The 15,285-nt window shown below is 54.4% G+C and carries 27 protein-coding genes; 1 reads left to right on the plus strand and 26 read right to left on the minus strand.

Features of this window, described 5'->3' with window-relative positions:
- Positions 1–356 precede the first annotated feature (356 nt).
- Entirely contained in the window at positions 357–1,229 is an 873-nt protein-coding gene (locus C5O24_RS00755) for an N-acetylmuramoyl-L-alanine amidase-like domain-containing protein (protein WP_107036195.1), read from the plus strand.
- A 132-nt stretch (positions 1,230–1,361) separates the two neighbouring features.
- Here C5O24_RS00755 and eno read toward each other — a convergent pair whose 3' ends face one another.
- The 26 genes from eno to rpsS all read right to left on the minus strand — a co-directional run bounded on the left by eno (position 1,362) and on the right by rpsS (position 15,272).
- Positions 1,362–2,651, minus strand: coding sequence for a phosphopyruvate hydratase (gene eno, locus C5O24_RS00760; protein WP_107036196.1), 1,290 nt, complete (start codon positions 2,649–2,651; stop codon positions 1,362–1,364).
- Between the two features lie 296 nt (positions 2,652–2,947).
- Positions 2,948–3,457 (minus strand): 50S ribosomal protein L17, encoded by a 510-nt coding sequence (gene rplQ, locus C5O24_RS00765; protein ID WP_107036197.1) that lies wholly within the window; start codon positions 3,455–3,457, stop codon positions 2,948–2,950.
- Between the two features lie 5 nt (positions 3,458–3,462).
- Positions 3,463–4,455 (minus strand): DNA-directed RNA polymerase subunit alpha, encoded by a 993-nt coding sequence (locus C5O24_RS00770; RefSeq protein ID WP_107036198.1) that lies wholly within the window; start codon positions 4,453–4,455, stop codon positions 3,463–3,465.
- Positions 4,456–4,472: 17 nt separating this feature from the next.
- Positions 4,473–5,078 (minus strand): 30S ribosomal protein S4, encoded by a 606-nt coding sequence (gene rpsD, locus C5O24_RS00775; protein WP_107036199.1) that lies wholly within the window; start codon positions 5,076–5,078, stop codon positions 4,473–4,475.
- Positions 5,079–5,270: 192 nt separating this feature from the next.
- On the minus strand, positions 5,271–5,660 hold the full coding sequence (gene rpsK / locus C5O24_RS00780; protein WP_107036200.1) for a 30S ribosomal protein S11: 390 nt from the start codon (positions 5,658–5,660) through the stop codon (positions 5,271–5,273).
- A gap of 13 nt (positions 5,661–5,673) precedes the next feature.
- Positions 5,674–6,054, minus strand: coding sequence for a 30S ribosomal protein S13 (gene rpsM / locus C5O24_RS00785; protein ID WP_107036201.1), 381 nt, complete (start codon positions 6,052–6,054; stop codon positions 5,674–5,676).
- Between the two features lie 34 nt (positions 6,055–6,088).
- On the minus strand, positions 6,089–6,205 hold the full coding sequence (rpmJ, locus tag C5O24_RS00790; RefSeq protein ID WP_016562612.1) for a 50S ribosomal protein L36: 117 nt from the start codon (positions 6,203–6,205) through the stop codon (positions 6,089–6,091).
- Between the two features lie 31 nt (positions 6,206–6,236).
- On the minus strand, positions 6,237–6,455 hold the full coding sequence (infA, locus tag C5O24_RS00795; RefSeq protein WP_107036202.1) for a translation initiation factor IF-1: 219 nt from the start codon (positions 6,453–6,455) through the stop codon (positions 6,237–6,239).
- A gap of 15 nt (positions 6,456–6,470) precedes the next feature.
- Positions 6,471–7,253 carry a type I methionyl aminopeptidase gene (map, locus tag C5O24_RS00800; RefSeq protein ID WP_107036203.1) on the minus strand — a complete coding sequence of 261 codons (783 nt, stop codon included), beginning with the start codon at positions 7,251–7,253 and terminating at the stop codon, positions 6,471–6,473.
- Between the two features lie 55 nt (positions 7,254–7,308).
- The gene (secY, locus tag C5O24_RS00805) at positions 7,309–8,661 is read right to left on the minus strand and encodes a preprotein translocase subunit SecY (protein WP_161953415.1); all 1,353 of its coding nucleotides are present in this window, start codon (positions 8,659–8,661) and stop codon (positions 7,309–7,311) included.
- Between the two features lie 2 nt (positions 8,662–8,663).
- Positions 8,664–9,110, minus strand: a complete 447-nt coding sequence (gene rplO, locus C5O24_RS00810; protein WP_107036205.1) for a 50S ribosomal protein L15 — start codon at positions 9,108–9,110, stop codon at positions 8,664–8,666.
- A 16-nt stretch (positions 9,111–9,126) separates the two neighbouring features.
- Entirely contained in the window at positions 9,127–9,306 is a 180-nt protein-coding gene (gene rpmD, locus C5O24_RS00815) for a 50S ribosomal protein L30 (RefSeq protein ID WP_107036206.1), read from the minus strand.
- An 18-nt stretch (positions 9,307–9,324) separates the two neighbouring features.
- The gene (gene rpsE / locus C5O24_RS00820) at positions 9,325–9,843 is read right to left on the minus strand and encodes a 30S ribosomal protein S5 (protein ID WP_107036207.1); all 519 of its coding nucleotides are present in this window, start codon (positions 9,841–9,843) and stop codon (positions 9,325–9,327) included.
- Between the two features lie 5 nt (positions 9,844–9,848).
- On the minus strand, positions 9,849–10,190 hold the full coding sequence (rplR, locus tag C5O24_RS00825; RefSeq protein WP_107036208.1) for a 50S ribosomal protein L18: 342 nt from the start codon (positions 10,188–10,190) through the stop codon (positions 9,849–9,851).
- 19 nt (positions 10,191–10,209) lie between these two features.
- Entirely contained in the window at positions 10,210–10,764 is a 555-nt protein-coding gene (gene rplF / locus C5O24_RS00830) for a 50S ribosomal protein L6 (protein WP_107036209.1), read from the minus strand.
- A 16-nt stretch (positions 10,765–10,780) separates the two neighbouring features.
- Complete coding sequence (gene rpsH / locus C5O24_RS00835; protein WP_107036210.1) at positions 10,781–11,179, minus strand: 30S ribosomal protein S8; 399 nt, start codon at positions 11,177–11,179, stop codon at positions 10,781–10,783.
- A 127-nt stretch (positions 11,180–11,306) separates the two neighbouring features.
- A complete protein-coding gene (gene rpsN / locus C5O24_RS00840) occupies positions 11,307–11,576 on the minus strand; it encodes a 30S ribosomal protein S14 (RefSeq protein ID WP_107036211.1) in 270 nt (89 codons plus the stop codon).
- A 21-nt stretch (positions 11,577–11,597) separates the two neighbouring features.
- Complete coding sequence (gene rplE / locus C5O24_RS00845) at positions 11,598–12,149, minus strand: 50S ribosomal protein L5 (protein WP_107036212.1); 552 nt, start codon at positions 12,147–12,149, stop codon at positions 11,598–11,600.
- The gene (gene rplX, locus C5O24_RS00850; protein ID WP_107036213.1) at positions 12,149–12,469 is read right to left on the minus strand and encodes a 50S ribosomal protein L24; all 321 of its coding nucleotides are present in this window, start codon (positions 12,467–12,469) and stop codon (positions 12,149–12,151) included. The genes rplE and rplX overlap by 1 nt, the downstream gene beginning before the upstream one ends.
- 24 nt (positions 12,470–12,493) lie before the next feature.
- Positions 12,494–12,859 (minus strand): 50S ribosomal protein L14, encoded by a 366-nt coding sequence (gene rplN, locus C5O24_RS00855; protein ID WP_107036214.1) that lies wholly within the window; start codon positions 12,857–12,859, stop codon positions 12,494–12,496.
- Positions 12,860–12,864: 5 nt separating this feature from the next.
- Positions 12,865–13,122 carry a 30S ribosomal protein S17 gene (gene rpsQ, locus C5O24_RS00860; RefSeq protein ID WP_107036215.1) on the minus strand — a complete coding sequence of 86 codons (258 nt, stop codon included), beginning with the start codon at positions 13,120–13,122 and terminating at the stop codon, positions 12,865–12,867.
- 17 nt (positions 13,123–13,139) lie between these two features.
- On the minus strand, positions 13,140–13,337 hold the full coding sequence (rpmC, locus tag C5O24_RS00865; protein ID WP_107036216.1) for a 50S ribosomal protein L29: 198 nt from the start codon (positions 13,335–13,337) through the stop codon (positions 13,140–13,142).
- 6 nt (positions 13,338–13,343) lie between these two features.
- On the minus strand, positions 13,344–13,775 hold the full coding sequence (gene rplP / locus C5O24_RS00870) for a 50S ribosomal protein L16 (RefSeq protein ID WP_107036217.1): 432 nt from the start codon (positions 13,773–13,775) through the stop codon (positions 13,344–13,346).
- Between the two features lie 21 nt (positions 13,776–13,796).
- Positions 13,797–14,546, minus strand: coding sequence for a 30S ribosomal protein S3 (gene rpsC / locus C5O24_RS00875; RefSeq protein WP_107036218.1), 750 nt, complete (start codon positions 14,544–14,546; stop codon positions 13,797–13,799).
- Positions 14,547–14,549: 3 nt separating this feature from the next.
- Entirely contained in the window at positions 14,550–14,960 is a 411-nt protein-coding gene (gene rplV, locus C5O24_RS00880) for a 50S ribosomal protein L22 (RefSeq protein ID WP_107036219.1), read from the minus strand.
- 45 nt (positions 14,961–15,005) lie between these two features.
- Positions 15,006–15,272, minus strand: a complete 267-nt coding sequence (gene rpsS, locus C5O24_RS00885; RefSeq protein WP_107681339.1) for a 30S ribosomal protein S19 — start codon at positions 15,270–15,272, stop codon at positions 15,006–15,008.
- Positions 15,273–15,285 lie beyond the last annotated feature (13 nt).

Here is a 15,285-nt window from a genome sequence, read left to right on the forward strand (position 1 = left end):
AATGTTCTCTTTGCGACTCTCAGGAGCGTTGCTTCCCGAAAGCGAGTGCAAAGTTACACCCAAAAATCTTCCCCACCAAATTTTTCGCAAAGAAAATTACACCACCAAAACCAACTTTTTCAACAAACCACGTGTTTTAACTTGATATTCAGACAAATCAACAAATGTTAAAATTATGCTGTAGAGCATACTTTTTAAGCATGACACATCACCGCGCGATCCAATACGCCAAAAATATCCCTATGTAAAAACACCCGGCCGATAGCCGCACACTCCTCCGCACAGACATCCTGCCCGATCGTTTTTTGGCATTTCTCACCGAAAATTCCTATCTTCGCAGTAGAAAAAACAACATCATGCCAAAAAAAATATTTCAGCGCATAGCGACAATGGCCGCGATGGCCACTCTGCCACTGACAGCGGCAGCCATAGCCCCGGGCGAAGCATGCTTTGCCGACGAAGCCACAGACACTGCCACAATCACACGGATGCTTTCGCAAGCCGAACGACTCGACCTACGGACGCCCAACGCACGCATGGCCGCACTGGGACGCATGCTCCTCGACACACCCTACGCCGCCGGCACACTCGAAGGCGACACAGAATGCCTGCGGATTGACATGCAGCGCATGGACTGCACGACATTCGTCGAAAACGTAGCCGCAATGGCCATAACAATCGGAGAGGGACGATCGTCATGGCACGACATGGTATACAACCTCGAACGACTCCGCTACCGCCAGGGACATCTCGACGGCTACCCCTCCCGACTGCACTACATTAGCGACTGGATCATCGACAACGCCCACCGCGGCACGCTCACCGACGTCACACCGCGCATAGTCGCCACACCGTCATATCAGATCAAGACACTCGACTTCATAACCCGCAACAGAGAAAAATACCCCGCGCTGGCCGACTCCGCACGCTTCGAAGCGATGAAAAAAATGGAGATTGGATTCAGATCCCACCGTTTTCCGTATATAAAGACATCAGCCGTCGACAAAGCCGACATACTGGAAGGCGACATAATAGCCATCGTGACCAAAACACCCGGACTCGACGTGCAGCACATCGGCATCGCCACACGAGGCACCGACGGCAAAATACACCTGCTCCATGCTTCATCGGCCGCCGGCAAGGTGATCGTCGACCCCCTGCCACTCGCCACATACCTGCAGCGCCAGCGCTCGATCCAAGGCATCAGAGTGGTGCGGCTCAACGAATAACCCCACCCCACGAGCGGACAACTCTGTCACCGCCCCCTCCCCCAAAAAAAACAATCCGTCCCGGACTCCCCACATAGTGGAGCATCCGGGACGGATCTGTTTTATGCTATGCAGCCGCAGCTGCTCTCCGGCTTACGCCTGACGCTTCGAGCGCTTGCCGTAGCCATACTGGGCAGCATCACCAAGCTCCTCCTGGATACGGAGCAGCTGGTTGTACTTGGCCATACGGTCAGAACGGCTTGCCGAACCGGTCTTGATCTGTCCGGCGTTGGTAGCCACAGCGATGTCAGCTATAGTGGCGTCCTCTGTCTCGCCCGAACGGTGAGAGATCACAGCGGTGTAGCCATTGCGCTGAGCCAGCTCTACGGCACGGAGAGTCTCGGTGAGCGAACCGATCTGGTTCACCTTCACGAGGATCGAGTTGGCGCAGCCCATGTCGATACCCTTCTGGAGATACTTCACATTGGTCACGAACAGGTCGTCGCCCACGAGCTGGCAACGGTTGCCGATAAGATCGGTGAGGATCTTCCAGCCCTCCCAGTCGTTCTCGGCCATACCGTCCTCGATCGAATCGATAGGATACTCGTTGACAAGCTTCTCCAGATACTTGGCCTGTTCCTCCGAAGTGTACTTCGGACCGTCGGCCTGCTTCCATGTGTAGTCGTAGATGCCATCCTTGTAGAACTCCGACGAAGCGCAGTCCAGACCGATGGTCACATCCTTGCCCGGAACGTAGCCGGCCAGCTCGATAGCCTTGATGATCACATTGAGAGCGTCCTCAGTGCCGTCGAGAGCAGGAGCGAAACCGCCTTCGTCGCCGACAGCTGTCGACAGATTGCGCTCGTGAAGCACCTTCTTCAGGTTGTGGAACACCTCAGTGCCCATGCGGATACCCTCCTTGAAGCAGCATGCGCCGATCGGACGGATCATGAACTCCTGGAAAGCGATAGGAGCGTCAGAGTGAGCGCCACCGTTGATGATGTTCATCATCGGCACGGGAAGAACGTAAGAGTTCGCTCCGCCGATATACTTGTAGAGAGGCAGATCCAGATAGTCGGCGGCAGCCTTGGCCACAGCGAGCGAAACGCCCAGGATGGCGTTTGCACCGAGATTGCTCTTGGTTTCAGTGCCGTCGAGAGCTATCATAGCCTCGTCGATCTTGATCTGATCGAGAGCCGACATGCCCTTGAGAGCCTCGGCGATCGGGCCGTTGACATTGGCCACAGCCTTCTGAACGCCCTTGCCCATATAGCGGCTCTTGTCACCGTCGCGAAGCTCAAGAGCCTCGTTGACGCCGGTGGATGCTCCCGAAGGAACAGATGCACGTCCGCGCGCACCCGACTCAAGGATTACGTCTACTTCCACGGTGGGGTTGCCGCGCGAGTCGAGCACCTCACGACCGATGATCTTTTCGATTTTCATAACTTGGTGTTGCTTTAATAGTTGGTTATATCTGTTTTTGATTACTATGCTTGAACTTCACGCGCCACGCCGGCCCACAGCCGCCCGGCGCCTTTTCATTTCGCAAAGTTAATAAAACACCGCCTAATTACCATCCGGCCATTACTGAATTTTTCAAAAAAAACGTTGCTCCCCTCTTTGCAAGCATCAAAAAAACGACTGACGCCGACCCATGCGTAGGATCAGCGTCAGTATTGTATTGCTTTGGCACTCCCGGTGGCGTCGGAGACGCACATCGAAGTGCCGAGATAGGGCTATCAGGCCTCCTTCTCAGGCTCAGCTGCGGGAAGTTCCTTTTCAGCCTCGACAGCTGCAGGAGCCTCGACGGCGGCAGCAGCCTTCTGTCCGCCACGACGCGAACGACGTGTGCGACCCTCCTTCTTGGCCTCCTTCTCCTTGAGCAGGTTCTCATTGTAGTCAACGAGCTCGATCATGCACATCTTGGCATTGTCACCAAGACGATTGCCTGTCTTCAGAATGCGGGTATAGCCGCCGTTGCGCTCAGCGATCTTGGTCGAAATCTCACGGAAAAGCTCAGTGACAGCCTCCTTGTTCTGGAGGTAGGCGAACACGAGGCGACGATTGTTCATCGAATCCTCCTTCGCGCGGTTGATCAGAGGCTCGGCATACATGCGCAGCGCCTTGGCCTTGGCCAGAGTAGTGAAGATGCGCTTGTGCATGATGAGCGAGATGGTCATGTTGGCAAGAAGGGCGTCGCGATGAGCCTTCTTGCGTCCGAGATGATTGAAATTCTTATTGTGTCTCATCGTTATTACTCTTTATCTAATTTGTACTTTGAAATGTCCATACCAAACGACAGGTTGAGGCTTGCCAGCAGATCGTCAAGCTCGGTCAGCGACTTCTTGCCGAAGTTGCGGAACTTCAGCAGGTCGGTCTTGTTGTACTGCACCAGCTCTCCGAGAGTTTCCACCTCGGCGCTCTTCAGACAGTTGAGCGCGCGCACCGAAAGATCCATATCGACAAGCTTCGACTTCAGAAGCTGACGCATGTGGAGCACCTCTTCGTCAAACTCCTCGTTGCCCTCGGCCTCGGCGGCCTCCAGGGTGATCTTCTCGTCGGAGAAGAGCATGAAATGATAGATCAGTATCTTGGCAGCCTCCTTCAGGGCATCCTTCGGGAGAATGGAGCCGTTGGTCGTGATCTCCAGAGTGAGCTTGTCGTAGTCGGTCTTCTGATCGACACGGAAATTATCGACAGTATATTTGACGTTCTTGATAGGAGTGTAGATCGAGTCGATGGCTATGACATTGACATCGTCGGCAGGCACCTCGTTTTCGTCGGCAGGCACCCATCCGCGACCCTTGTTGATCGTCAGATCGATCGCAAACGAAGCCTCCGGATCGAGATGACAGATCACCAGCTCGGGATTCAGCACCTCAAAGCCGCTCAACACCTTGTTGATGTCGCCGGCCTTGAACACGTCTGTGCCCGAAACCTTCACTGTCACCTTCTCGAAATCAGTGTCGTCAACCTTCTGCTTGAGATCTACCTTCTTGAGGTTGAGGATGATGTTGGTCACATCTTCCTTCACCCCGGGGACGGTGTCAAACTCATGCTTCACCCCGTCGATACGTATCGACGAGATAGCGAAGCCCTCGAGCGACGACAGCAGAATGCGCCGCAGAGCGTTGCCGATGGTTATGCCGTAACCCGGTTCCAATGGCTTGAATTCGAACTTGCCAAAACGGTTGTCGGCTTCGAGCATCAGTACCTTGTCAGGTTTTTGAAAAGCTAATATAGCCATGTGGACCTCATTTATGATTATTTAGAATAGAGCTCGACGATGAGCTGCTCCTTGATGTTCTCGGGGATATCCTCGCGGGCGGGCACATGAAGAAGCTTGCCCGACTTGGAGCTTTCGTCCCACTCGATCCAGGGATACTTGCTGTGGTTGAAACCTGCCAGAGCGTCAGCGATCACTTCGAGCGACTTCGAACGCTCGCGCACACCCACAACATCGCCCGGCTTCACATGATACGAAGCGATGTTCACCACCTGACCGTTGACAGTGATGTGGCGGTGGAGCACCAGCTGACGGGCAGCGGCGCGGGTAGGAGCGATGCCCAGACGGAACACCACATTGTCCAGACGGCTTTCAAGAAGCTGGAGAAGCACTTCGCCGGTGATACCCTTGGTGCGGGCAGCCTTGTCGAAAAGATTGCGGAAATATTTCTCGAGCACACCATAGGTATATTTAGCCTTCTGCTTCTCACGCAGCTGAGTGCCATACTCCGAAGTCTTGCGGCGACGGTTCTGGCCGTGCTGGCCCGGAGCGTAGTTTTTCTTAGCGAGCACCTTGTCTTCACCGAAGATGGGCTCGCCGAACTTACGGGCGATTCTTGTCTTGGGGCCGGTATATCTTGCCATTTTGTTGTATTGTTATAATTTGGTTTGCGGGGTCAGCGCCGGACATGTCAGTCTGTGCAGCCGCGACCATAGAGAGGTGATTTCATTGTATGGTCTATTCACGTTCGGGCTTCCTGCGCGTTCCCTTGATTGTTGGTTAGTGAGTTGAGAATATAAGAGCCTTGGATTGAATATATAATGCTCCGGCGTGGCTCAGACGCGACGGCGCTTCGGCGGACGGCATCCGTTGTGGGGCAGCGGAGTCACGTCGATGATGTCGGTGACCTCTATGCCTGCGCCATGCACTGTGCGGATTGCGCTCTCGCGACCGTTGCCCGGACCCTTCACGTAAGCCTTCACCTTGCGCAGACCCAGATCGTAGGCTGTCTTCGCGCAATCCTGCGCAGCCATCTGGGCGGCATACGGAGTGTTCTTCTTCGAGCCTCTGAAGCCCATCTTGCCGGCGCTCGACCATGAGATGACCTGACCTTCCGAATTGGCCAGACACACGATGATGTTGTTGAACGACGAATGAACGTGAAGCTGCCCTGCGGCGTCGACCTTGACGTTTCTTTTCTTCGCTGCTACTGTCTTCTTTGCCATATTGCTTTAACTCTTATTTCGTTGCTTTCTTCTTGTTTGCCACGGTCTTCTTCTTGCCCTTGCGGGTACGGGCATTGTTCTTGGTGCTCTGACCGCGCACGGGCAGACCATTGCGGTGACGGATGCCGCGATAGCAGCCTATGTCCATCAGACGCTTGATGTTCAGCTGGATCTCGCTGCGGAGATCACCCTCTACTTTGTGCTCGGCGCCGATCACTTCGCGCACCTTTGCTGCCTGTTCGTCGGTCCAGTCCTGAACCTTGATGTCAGGATTCACGCCTGCCTTGGCAAGAATCGACTTGGCCGCGCTGCGGCCTATGCCGAAGATGTAGGTCAGCGCTATCTCACCTCTTTTGTTCTGGGGGAGGTCAACTCCCACTATGCGTACTGCCATATGTTGACTGAAATTTTTTGCAAAAGTAATAAAATTATCCCTGACGCTGTTTGTATTTGGGATTTTTCTTGTTGATCACGTAAAGGCGACCCTTGCGGCGGACGATCTTGCTGTCCGGGGTGCGCTTCTTGACTGAGGCTCTTACTTTCATCTCTTTCTATGATGTTTGCTTGTTTTTAATATCATTTGTATCTGAAGGCTATGCGACCCTTGGAGAGATCGTAGGGCGACATCTCCACTCGCACCCTGTCACCCGGAAGAATCTTGATGTAGTGCATCCTCATCTTGCCGGAAATATGAGCTGTGATCTCGTGGCCGTTCTCGAGCTCCACGCGAAACATCGCATTGCTCAGAGCCTCCACGATCACACCATCCTGTTCGATTGCAGCTTGTTTTGCCATATTGTATGTCTTTTTTTATATGAACTTGTCGCCGAGCACCCGCTTCACAGGCTCGAACGAAGTCAGCACCTCCGTTTCACCGTCCACCACAGCCACCGTATGCTCATAATGAGCCGACGGCTTGCGGTCACGCGTGCGGCAGGTCCATCCGTCACGCTCTATCACTATATGCCGGCTACCGAGATTGATCATCGGCTCTATGCAAAGACACATGCCCGAACGGATCATCGGGCCATGTCCGCGCTTGCCGTAGTTGCATATCTCCGGATCCTCGTGCATCGAACGTCCTATACCGTGGCCGCACATCTCCCTGACCACCGAGTAACCCCGGCTCTCACAGTAAGTCTGCACGGCATTCGATATATCACCGATGCGATTGCCCTCGCGACACGCCTCGATACCCTTGTAAAGGCTCTCCTTGGTAGTGCGGCACAGAGCCATCACCTCCGGACTGACTTCGCCAACAGCAAACGTATAGCACATATCGCCGTTGAAACCGTCAAGCTCCACCACCAGATCAGTGCCGATGATATCGCCCTCGCGAAGAGAATAGTTCGAAGGAAAACCATGCACCACCGTTTCATTCACCTCATAGCACACCGCGGCCGGAAATCCGCCGTAGCCAAGACAAGCAGCCCTGGCCCCGTGGTCAGCGATAAACTCGCGCACTTTCATCTCGATGTGATTCGTTGTCACCCCCGGAGCGATCATCGTGGCTATATAGCCCAGAGTCTCGCTCGCCAGAGCACACGCCTCACGCATCTTCTGCATATCCTCGGGTGTCTTGAGACAAGTCATAAAGCAGCGTATGGAATATCTGTGTACGTTTCTCGACTCAGTTCAATAAACATTATCAATAGGCACTGCCCGTAGTGCGACCCTTGATCTTGCCCTCCTTCATCAGACCATCGTAATGATGCATCATCAGATGGCTCTCGATCTGCTGGAGAGTATCAAGCACCACGCCCACCAGAATCAGCAGCGAAGTGCCGCCGAAGAACTGCGCGAAATTCTGGCTGATGCCGAAGAAACGCGCGAAAGCAGGCAGAATCGCCACAATACCCAGAAATATCGAACCGGGCAGAGTGATTCGCGACATGATGCTGTCAAGATACTCGGCCGTCTTCTTGCCGGGCTTCACACCGGGAATGAAGCCATTGTTGCGCTTCATATCCTCCGCCATCTGCGTCGGACGCACAGTGATGGCAGTATAGAAATACGTGAAAGCCACGATCATCAGGAAGTAGACCAGATTATACCAGAAGCCGTTGATATCGCTGAAGGCAGCTATGAAACCACCGGCATTGTCACTGGAGCCGAAACCGGCGAGAGTGATGGGGATAAACATGATCGCCTGAGCGAAAATGATCGGCATCACACCGGCGGCATTCACCTTCAGAGGAATATACTGGCGAGCGCCGCCATACTGGCGGTTGCCCACGATGCGCTTCGCATACTGGACAGGCACCTTGCGAGTACCCTGCACCAGAAGCACAGCGCCAACCGTCACGGCAAAAAGCAGGATAAGCTCCACCACGAACATCACCAGACCGCCCTGCGAACCGGTCGAACCGGGCATACGGCTTGTGAACTCATAGAACAGAGCCTGCGGCAGACGGGCTATGATACCCACAAGGATGATGAACGAAATACCGTTGCCGATACCACGGTCAGTGATACGCTCGCCAAGCCACATGATGAACATCGAGCCGGCAGCCAGTATCACCGTAAGATAAGCCACCGTCCAGGGTCCCATCGCAGACACAGCGCCCGCAGCGCTCACCTGCACCTGAAGATTGATCAGGTAGGCCGGACCCTGCAGAATCAGGATCAGCACCGTCAGATAACGCGTATACTGGTTGAGCTTCTGGCGTCCGCTCTCACCCTCGCGCATCATCTTCTGGAACGAAGGAAGCACCATGCCAAGAAGCTGTATCACGATCGAAGCCGTGATATAGGGCATGATACCCAGCGCGAATATCGACGCCTGAGAGAAAGCGCCGCCGGAGAACATGTCGAGGAGCTGCATAAGCCCGCTCTTGTTCGTAAACTTCGACAGTGCGTCGAGATCGGCCGGGCTGATACCGGGAAGAACCACGTAACAGCCAAGACGATACACGAGCACCAGAAGAAGCGTCACAAGAATGCGCTTGCGCAGCTCATCGATTGTCCAGATATTTTTCAGAGTTTCGACAAACCTCATTATACTCAGATTTTAGAGATTGTGCCGCCGGCCTCGGTGATAGCCTTTTCAGCCGACTTGGAGAACGCGTTGGCCTCCACCTGAAGAGCACGCTGCACGCTACCCTCGCCAAGCACCTTCACAAGCTGCTTGCGGTTGATATAGCCTGCCTGACGAAGCTCCTCGATACCAATCTTCTCCAGACCCTTGGCAGCTGCCAGAGCGTCGAGAACACCGATATTGATGGCCTTGTACTCCACACGGTTGATATTCTTGAAGCCGAACTTGGGCAGACGACGCTGCAGAGGCATCTGACCACCCTCGAAGCCGATCTTGCGCGAATAGCCGGAGCGCGACTTTGCACCCTTGTGGCCGCGGGTTGAAGTGCCGCCCTTGCCCGAACCCGGGCCGCGGCCGATACGCGTCTTGCGGGTCACTGACCCTACTGCCGGACGCAGATTATTCAGTTCCATTTCTAAATTATCAGTTTTATGCGTTGGTCACACTCACGAGGTGACGTACTTTGTTAACCATTCCCATCACCGACGGGGTGTCTTCTTTCACCACCGTGTGATTCATCTTCTTCAGGCCGAGAGCATCCAGAGTGCGCTTCTGCACCTCGGGAGCACCGATGCGGCTCTTGACCTGCGTAATCTTTATCTGTGCCATTTTCAGTAATGAGATTTTTTAACCGTTAAACACCTGTTCCATCGAGATACCGCGGTTGCGGGCCACATCGGCCGGACTGCGCATCTCGCCCAGAGCAGCCAGAGTGGCTTTCACGAGATTGTGCGGGTTGGAAGAACCCTTGCTCTTCGCAAGCACGTCAGTGATACCGACGCTCTCCAGAACGGCACGCATAGCACCGCCGGCCTTCACGCCAGTACCCTCCGAAGCAGGCTTCAGAATCACGCGCGAACCGCCGAACTTGGCTTCCTGCTCGTGAGGAATCGTACCCTTGTGAACAGGCACCTTGATAAGATTCTTCTTGGCAGCCTCAACGCCCTTGGCGATAGCGGCTGTAACCTCATTGGCCTTGCCCAGGCCGACGCCTACCACGCCCTTCTCGTCGCCTACGACTACGATAGCGGCGAAAGTGAAAGCACGGCCACCCTTGGTCACCTTGGTGACACGGTTGATGGCCACCAGGCGGTCCTTCAGGTCAAGATCGTTTGTCGACTTTACTTTATTGTTATTCTTTACCATGATGCTTAAAATTTAAGACCGCCCTCGCGAGCTGCGTCGGCCAATGATTTTACCCTGCCGTGGAACAGATAACCGTTGCGGTCAAAAACCACCTCGGTGATACCTGCAGCCTGAGCCTTGCCGGCGATGGCCTGACCCACTTTTGCGGCGATTTCACACTTTGTGCCGCCCTCGATACCCTTCGACGAAGTCGAGGCAAGAGTCTTGCCCGCCAGATCGTCGATCAGCTGCACGTATATCTGCTTGTTGCTGCGGAACACCGACATGCGGGGACGCGCCGCAGTGCCCGAGATCTTGCCACGGATACGGGCCTTGATTTTATTTCTTCTGTCTTTCTTGGAGATCATTGTAGTATGCTTTTAGAGTTTACTTAGCGCTTGCCGACTTACCCGACTTACGACGGATAATCTCACCGACAAACTTGATACCCTTGCCCTTGTAGGGCTCCGGCTTACGCAGCGAACGGATCTTCGCGCACACCTGGCCCAGAAGCTGCTTGTCGTCGCTCTCCAGGATGATCAGCGGATTCTTGTTACGCTCGCTCTTCGCCTCTACCTTGACCTCCGGCGGAAGCTTTATATAGATAGCGTGGGAGTAACCAAGCGACAGCTCGAGCACCTGGCCAGTAGCCGCTGCACGGTAGCCCACACCCACCAGTTCCATCTCCTTGCGGTAGCCTTCCGACACTCCCACAACCATATTATGGATCAGAGCGCGGTAAAGACCATGCTGCGCACGGTGCTCACGGTCATCGCTCGGACGAGCCAGAGTCAGCTGGCCATCCTCCACCGTGATCTGGAGGTCGGGATTAATCTTCTGGCTGAGTTCGCCCTTGGGACCCTTTACGGTCACCACGTCGCCGGACACCTTTACGGTCACACCGGCAGGGATTGCTATGGGAGCCTTACCTATTCTTGACATAATCTATCCTCCTCCATTAATAAACGTAACACAGCACTTCGCCGCCGACCTTCAGGTCTTTGGCCTTCTTGTTGGTCATCACGCCCTGCGAAGTCGACAGGATCGCGATACCCAGTCCGTTGAGCACACGCGGCATATCCTTGTAGCCAGTATACTGGCGAAGACCCGGACGAGAAACTCTCTTCAGGTCCTTGATCGCGTTGACCTTGTCAACCGGATCATACTTCAGCGCGATCTTTATCACGCCGGCCGGAGTCTCACCGTCTATAAACTTGTAGTTAAGAATATAGCCTTGTTCAAAAAGAATCTTTGTGATTTCTTTTTTCAAGTTTGAGGCAGGGATCTCCACCACACGGTGGTTGGCCTTGATGGCATTCCTCAATCTTGTCAGATAATCTGCTATTGGATCAGTCATTTTTATTGTTGTTTTAAATTGATTCGGACAATCCGAACAATATTTAATACTCGTCGGTTGTAATTCCGGAGAGCCGCCTCCGCCACGCCCTCATGGCGCTGTGGCAGGGCGTCTCGCGCAGCAACTATTACCAGCTCGCCTTCTTGACACCCGGGATCAGACCCTGAGAGGCCATCTCGCGGAACTGTATTCTCGACAGTCCGAACTGACGCATGTAGCCTTTCGGACGGCCGGTGATGCTGCAGCGGTTGTGCATGCGCACCTTCGAGGCATTTTTGGGCAGAAGCTGCAGACCCTCGTAGTCGCCGGCTGCCTTCAGGGCATCGTGCTTGGCGGCATACTTGGCCACGAGCTTAGCTCTCTTCACCTCGCGGGCTTTCATTGATTCTTTTGCCATTTCTTCGTAGTAAGCTTGGGGTTACTTTTTAGCATTCTTGAAGGGCAGACCGAATTCCTTCAGAAGAGCATAGCCCTCCTCGTCGGTGTTGGCCGAAGTCACGAAAGTGATGTTCATGCCCAGAAGCTTGCTGATGTTGTCGATATTGATCTCGGGGAAGATGATCTGCTCGGTGATGCCCAGTGTGTAGTTGCCACGGCCGTCGAGCTTGCCCTCGATACCCTTAAAGTCGCGGATACGCGGAAGAGCCACACGGATCAGACGCTCCAGGAACTCATACATCTTGTCGCGACGAAGAGTCACCATCACGCCCACCGGCATCTTCTTGCGAAGCTTGAAGTTCGAGATATCCTTGCGCGACAGAGTAGCCACAGCCTTCTGGCCGGTGATGTCCGTCAGCTCACGGATAGCCGTCTCGATGATCTTCTTGTCCTGAGTGGCTTCGCCAAGACCCTGATTGATCACAATCTTCTTCAGGGTCGGAACCTGCATGACGCTTGTGTAGTTGAACTGCTTCACCAGAGCAGGCACTATCCGCTCCTTATAGTCGTTTTTCAGTGTCGTTGTGCTCATCACTTAATCTCCTCTCCTGACTTTTGTGCGTAACGTACGGAACGACCCTCATCGTTCTTCTTGCGGAAGACACGAGTCGGCTTGCCGCTCTTGGGGTCTATCAGGCTCAGATTCGAAACGTGTACCGGAGCCTCCATCTTCACTAAACCGCCCTGCGGATGCTTCGCGCTGGGCTTCGTTGCCTTCGTGACGACATTCACGCCCTCCACGATGGCACGCTGCTTGGCCGCATCGACCTTCAGCACGCGGCCCGTCTTGCCGCGGTCATCGCCCGCCAGCACATAGACTGTGTCGCCCTTCTTGATATTAATCTTGTTCATTGTCTGTTTGTACTATCACGGGAATTATAACACTTCCGGAGCCAGCGACACGATCTTCATGTTTGTGGCACGCAGCTCGCGGGCCACCGGACCGAAGATACGGGTGCCGCGCAGTTCGCCGGCATTGTTGAGAAGCACGCAAGCGTTGTCGTCGAAGCGGATATAGCTTCCGTCTTGCCTGCGGATCTCCTTCTTGGTGCGTACCACCACGGCCTTCGACACCGTGCCCTTCTTCACATCCGACGAAGGAATCACGCTCTTGACCGACACCACGATGATGTCGCCAACCGTAGCATAACGGCGGCCGGTGCCACCCAGCACGTGGATGCACAGGGCCTCCTTGGCGCCGCTGTTGTCGGCTACCGTCAATCGGCTTTCTGTCTGTATCATGATGCTTATTTAACTTTTTCGATGATTTCTACTAATCTCCATCTCTTGGTCTTGCTCAAGGGGCGGGTCTCCATCAGACGGACGGTATCGCCTACCGAGCACTCGTTCTTCTCGTCGTGCGCGTGATACTTCTTCGTCTTGTTGACAAACTTGCCGTAGATAGGATGCTTCTCCTTCCACTTAACGGTCACAGTGATCGTCTTGTCGCCCTTGTTGCTCGACACAACGCCTATGCGTTCCTTACGTAAATTTCTTTCTTCCATAGTTTCCTCAGCGCTGTTTATTTGTTGTTGAGCTCACGCTGGCGCAACTCTGTCTTCACGCGGGCTATCATGCGGCGGTCGCGGCGTATCTGAGCGGGATTGTCAATCGGAGATACCGAATGATTGATCTTCAGCTGCGCATATTCATGCTCCATCACTTCCAGACGCTCCTTGAGGTCCTGCGTGCTCAGCTCTTTTATCTCTACTTTTTTCATAATCGCTTACACGTTTTGAGTCGGATCATAGTCACGACGTACCACAAACTTCGTTATCACCGGAAGCTTCTGGGCTGCCAGACGCAGCGCCTCCTTGGCGATGTCGTAGCTGACACCCTCCACCTCGATGAGCATGCGGCCGGGAGTCACAGGAGCCACGAAACCTTCGGGCGAACCTTTACCTTTACCCATTCGCACCTCGGCAGGCTTCTTGGTGATAGGCTTGTCGGGGAATATGCGGATCCATATCTGACCCTGACGCTGCATGTAGCGGGTCACGGCCACACGAGCAGCCTCGATCTGACGGCCAGTGATCCACTTCGACTCAAGAGTCTTAATGCCAAACGAACCGAAGGCCAACTGGTTGCCACGCTGAGCAATGCCCTTCATGCGGCCTTTCTGCGCGCGGCGGAATTTTGTTTTCTTGGGTTGTAACATCTTCTTTTACTATGAGTTGGTTTAACGGTTGCCAGCGCCACCCTTACCGCCACGGAAACCGCGGCCGCCGCGATCGCGACGAGGAGCGCCCTGGCCCGGACGGCTCTCTTTGCCCTGAGAAGTGAATGAAGGAGCCAGATCCTTCTTGCCATAGACCTCGCCACGGCAGATCCACACCTTAACACCGATCACGCCCACCTTTGTGTGAGCCTCCACAAGAGCGTAGTCGATATCGGCACGCAGAGTGTGGAGCGGAGTACGACCCTCCTTGAACATCTCCGAGCGTGCGATCTCAGCACCGTTCAGACGGCCGCTGATCTGCACCTTGATGCCCTCGGCACCGCTGCGCATCGTAGCGGCGATAGCCATCTTCACGGCACGGCGGTAAGCGATCTTGCCCTCGATCTGGCGAGCTATCGTGCTTGCCACGATCTGAGCGTCGAGATCCGGACGCTTCACCTCGAAAATGTTGATCTGTACATCCTTGTCGGTGATCTTCTTGAGTTCCTCCTTGAGCTTGTCGACCTCCTGGCCGCCCTTGCCTATGATCAGACCCGGACGAGAGGTGCACACCGTGATGGTGATCAGCTTGAGAGTACGCTCGATGACGATACGCGACACACTGCACTTGGCAAGGCGGACGTTGAGATATTTGCGCAGCTTCGAATCCTCAAGGATATTGTCGGCCAGCTTCTTGACGTCATACCAGTTGGAGTCCCAACCGCGGACAATACCCAGACGGTTGCTAACAGGATTTACTTTCTGTCCCATGCCTTATGCTTTCTTTTTAGCGTTTTCGATTGTGTCTACTACGAGAGTCACGTGGTTGGCACGCTTGCGGATACGATAACCGCGACCCTGGGGAGCCGGACGCAGACGCTTCAGCATCGGAGCGCAGTTAACGTAGATCGTGCTCACACACAGCTCGCCGTTCTCGGCCTTTCTCTCATTCTTGGCTTCCCAGTTGGCGATAGCGCTCCGCAGCAGCTTCTCAAGCTTGGCAGCGGCCTCCTTGTTGGAGAACTTCAGGATGCCCAGCGCACGGAACACTTCAACGCCGCGCACCATATCCGCAACAAGACGCATCTTGCGCGGCGACGAAGGGATATTGGTCAGCTTCGCGAAGGCAATCTCCTTGCGCTCGGCCTTGATCCTTTCGGCAGTATTTCTTTTTCTTACACCCATTTGTATTTTTCTTTCTTTTTTCTTGTTAATGTCGGCGCCCGACTATCACTTCTTGTTGCCGCCGTGGCCGCGGAAGTTACGTGTCGGAGCGAATTCTCCCAGCTTGTGGCCTACCATGTTCTCGGTCACGTAGACAGGGATGAACTTGTTGCCGTTGTGGATCGCAAACGTGTGGCCTACGAATTCGGGAGCGATCATCGAAGCACGGCTCCATGTCTTGATCACCGACTTCTTGCCGCTCTCTTCCATCGCGGTCACCTTCTTCTCCAGCTTCACGCTGATATACGGCCCTTTCTTTAACGAACGACTCATATTGCTTTACTTA

Origin of the sequence: Paramuribaculum intestinale, assembly GCF_003024925.1 — a bacterium.
In the GTDB taxonomy this organism is placed as follows: domain Bacteria; phylum Bacteroidota; class Bacteroidia; order Bacteroidales; family Muribaculaceae; genus Paramuribaculum; species Paramuribaculum intestinale.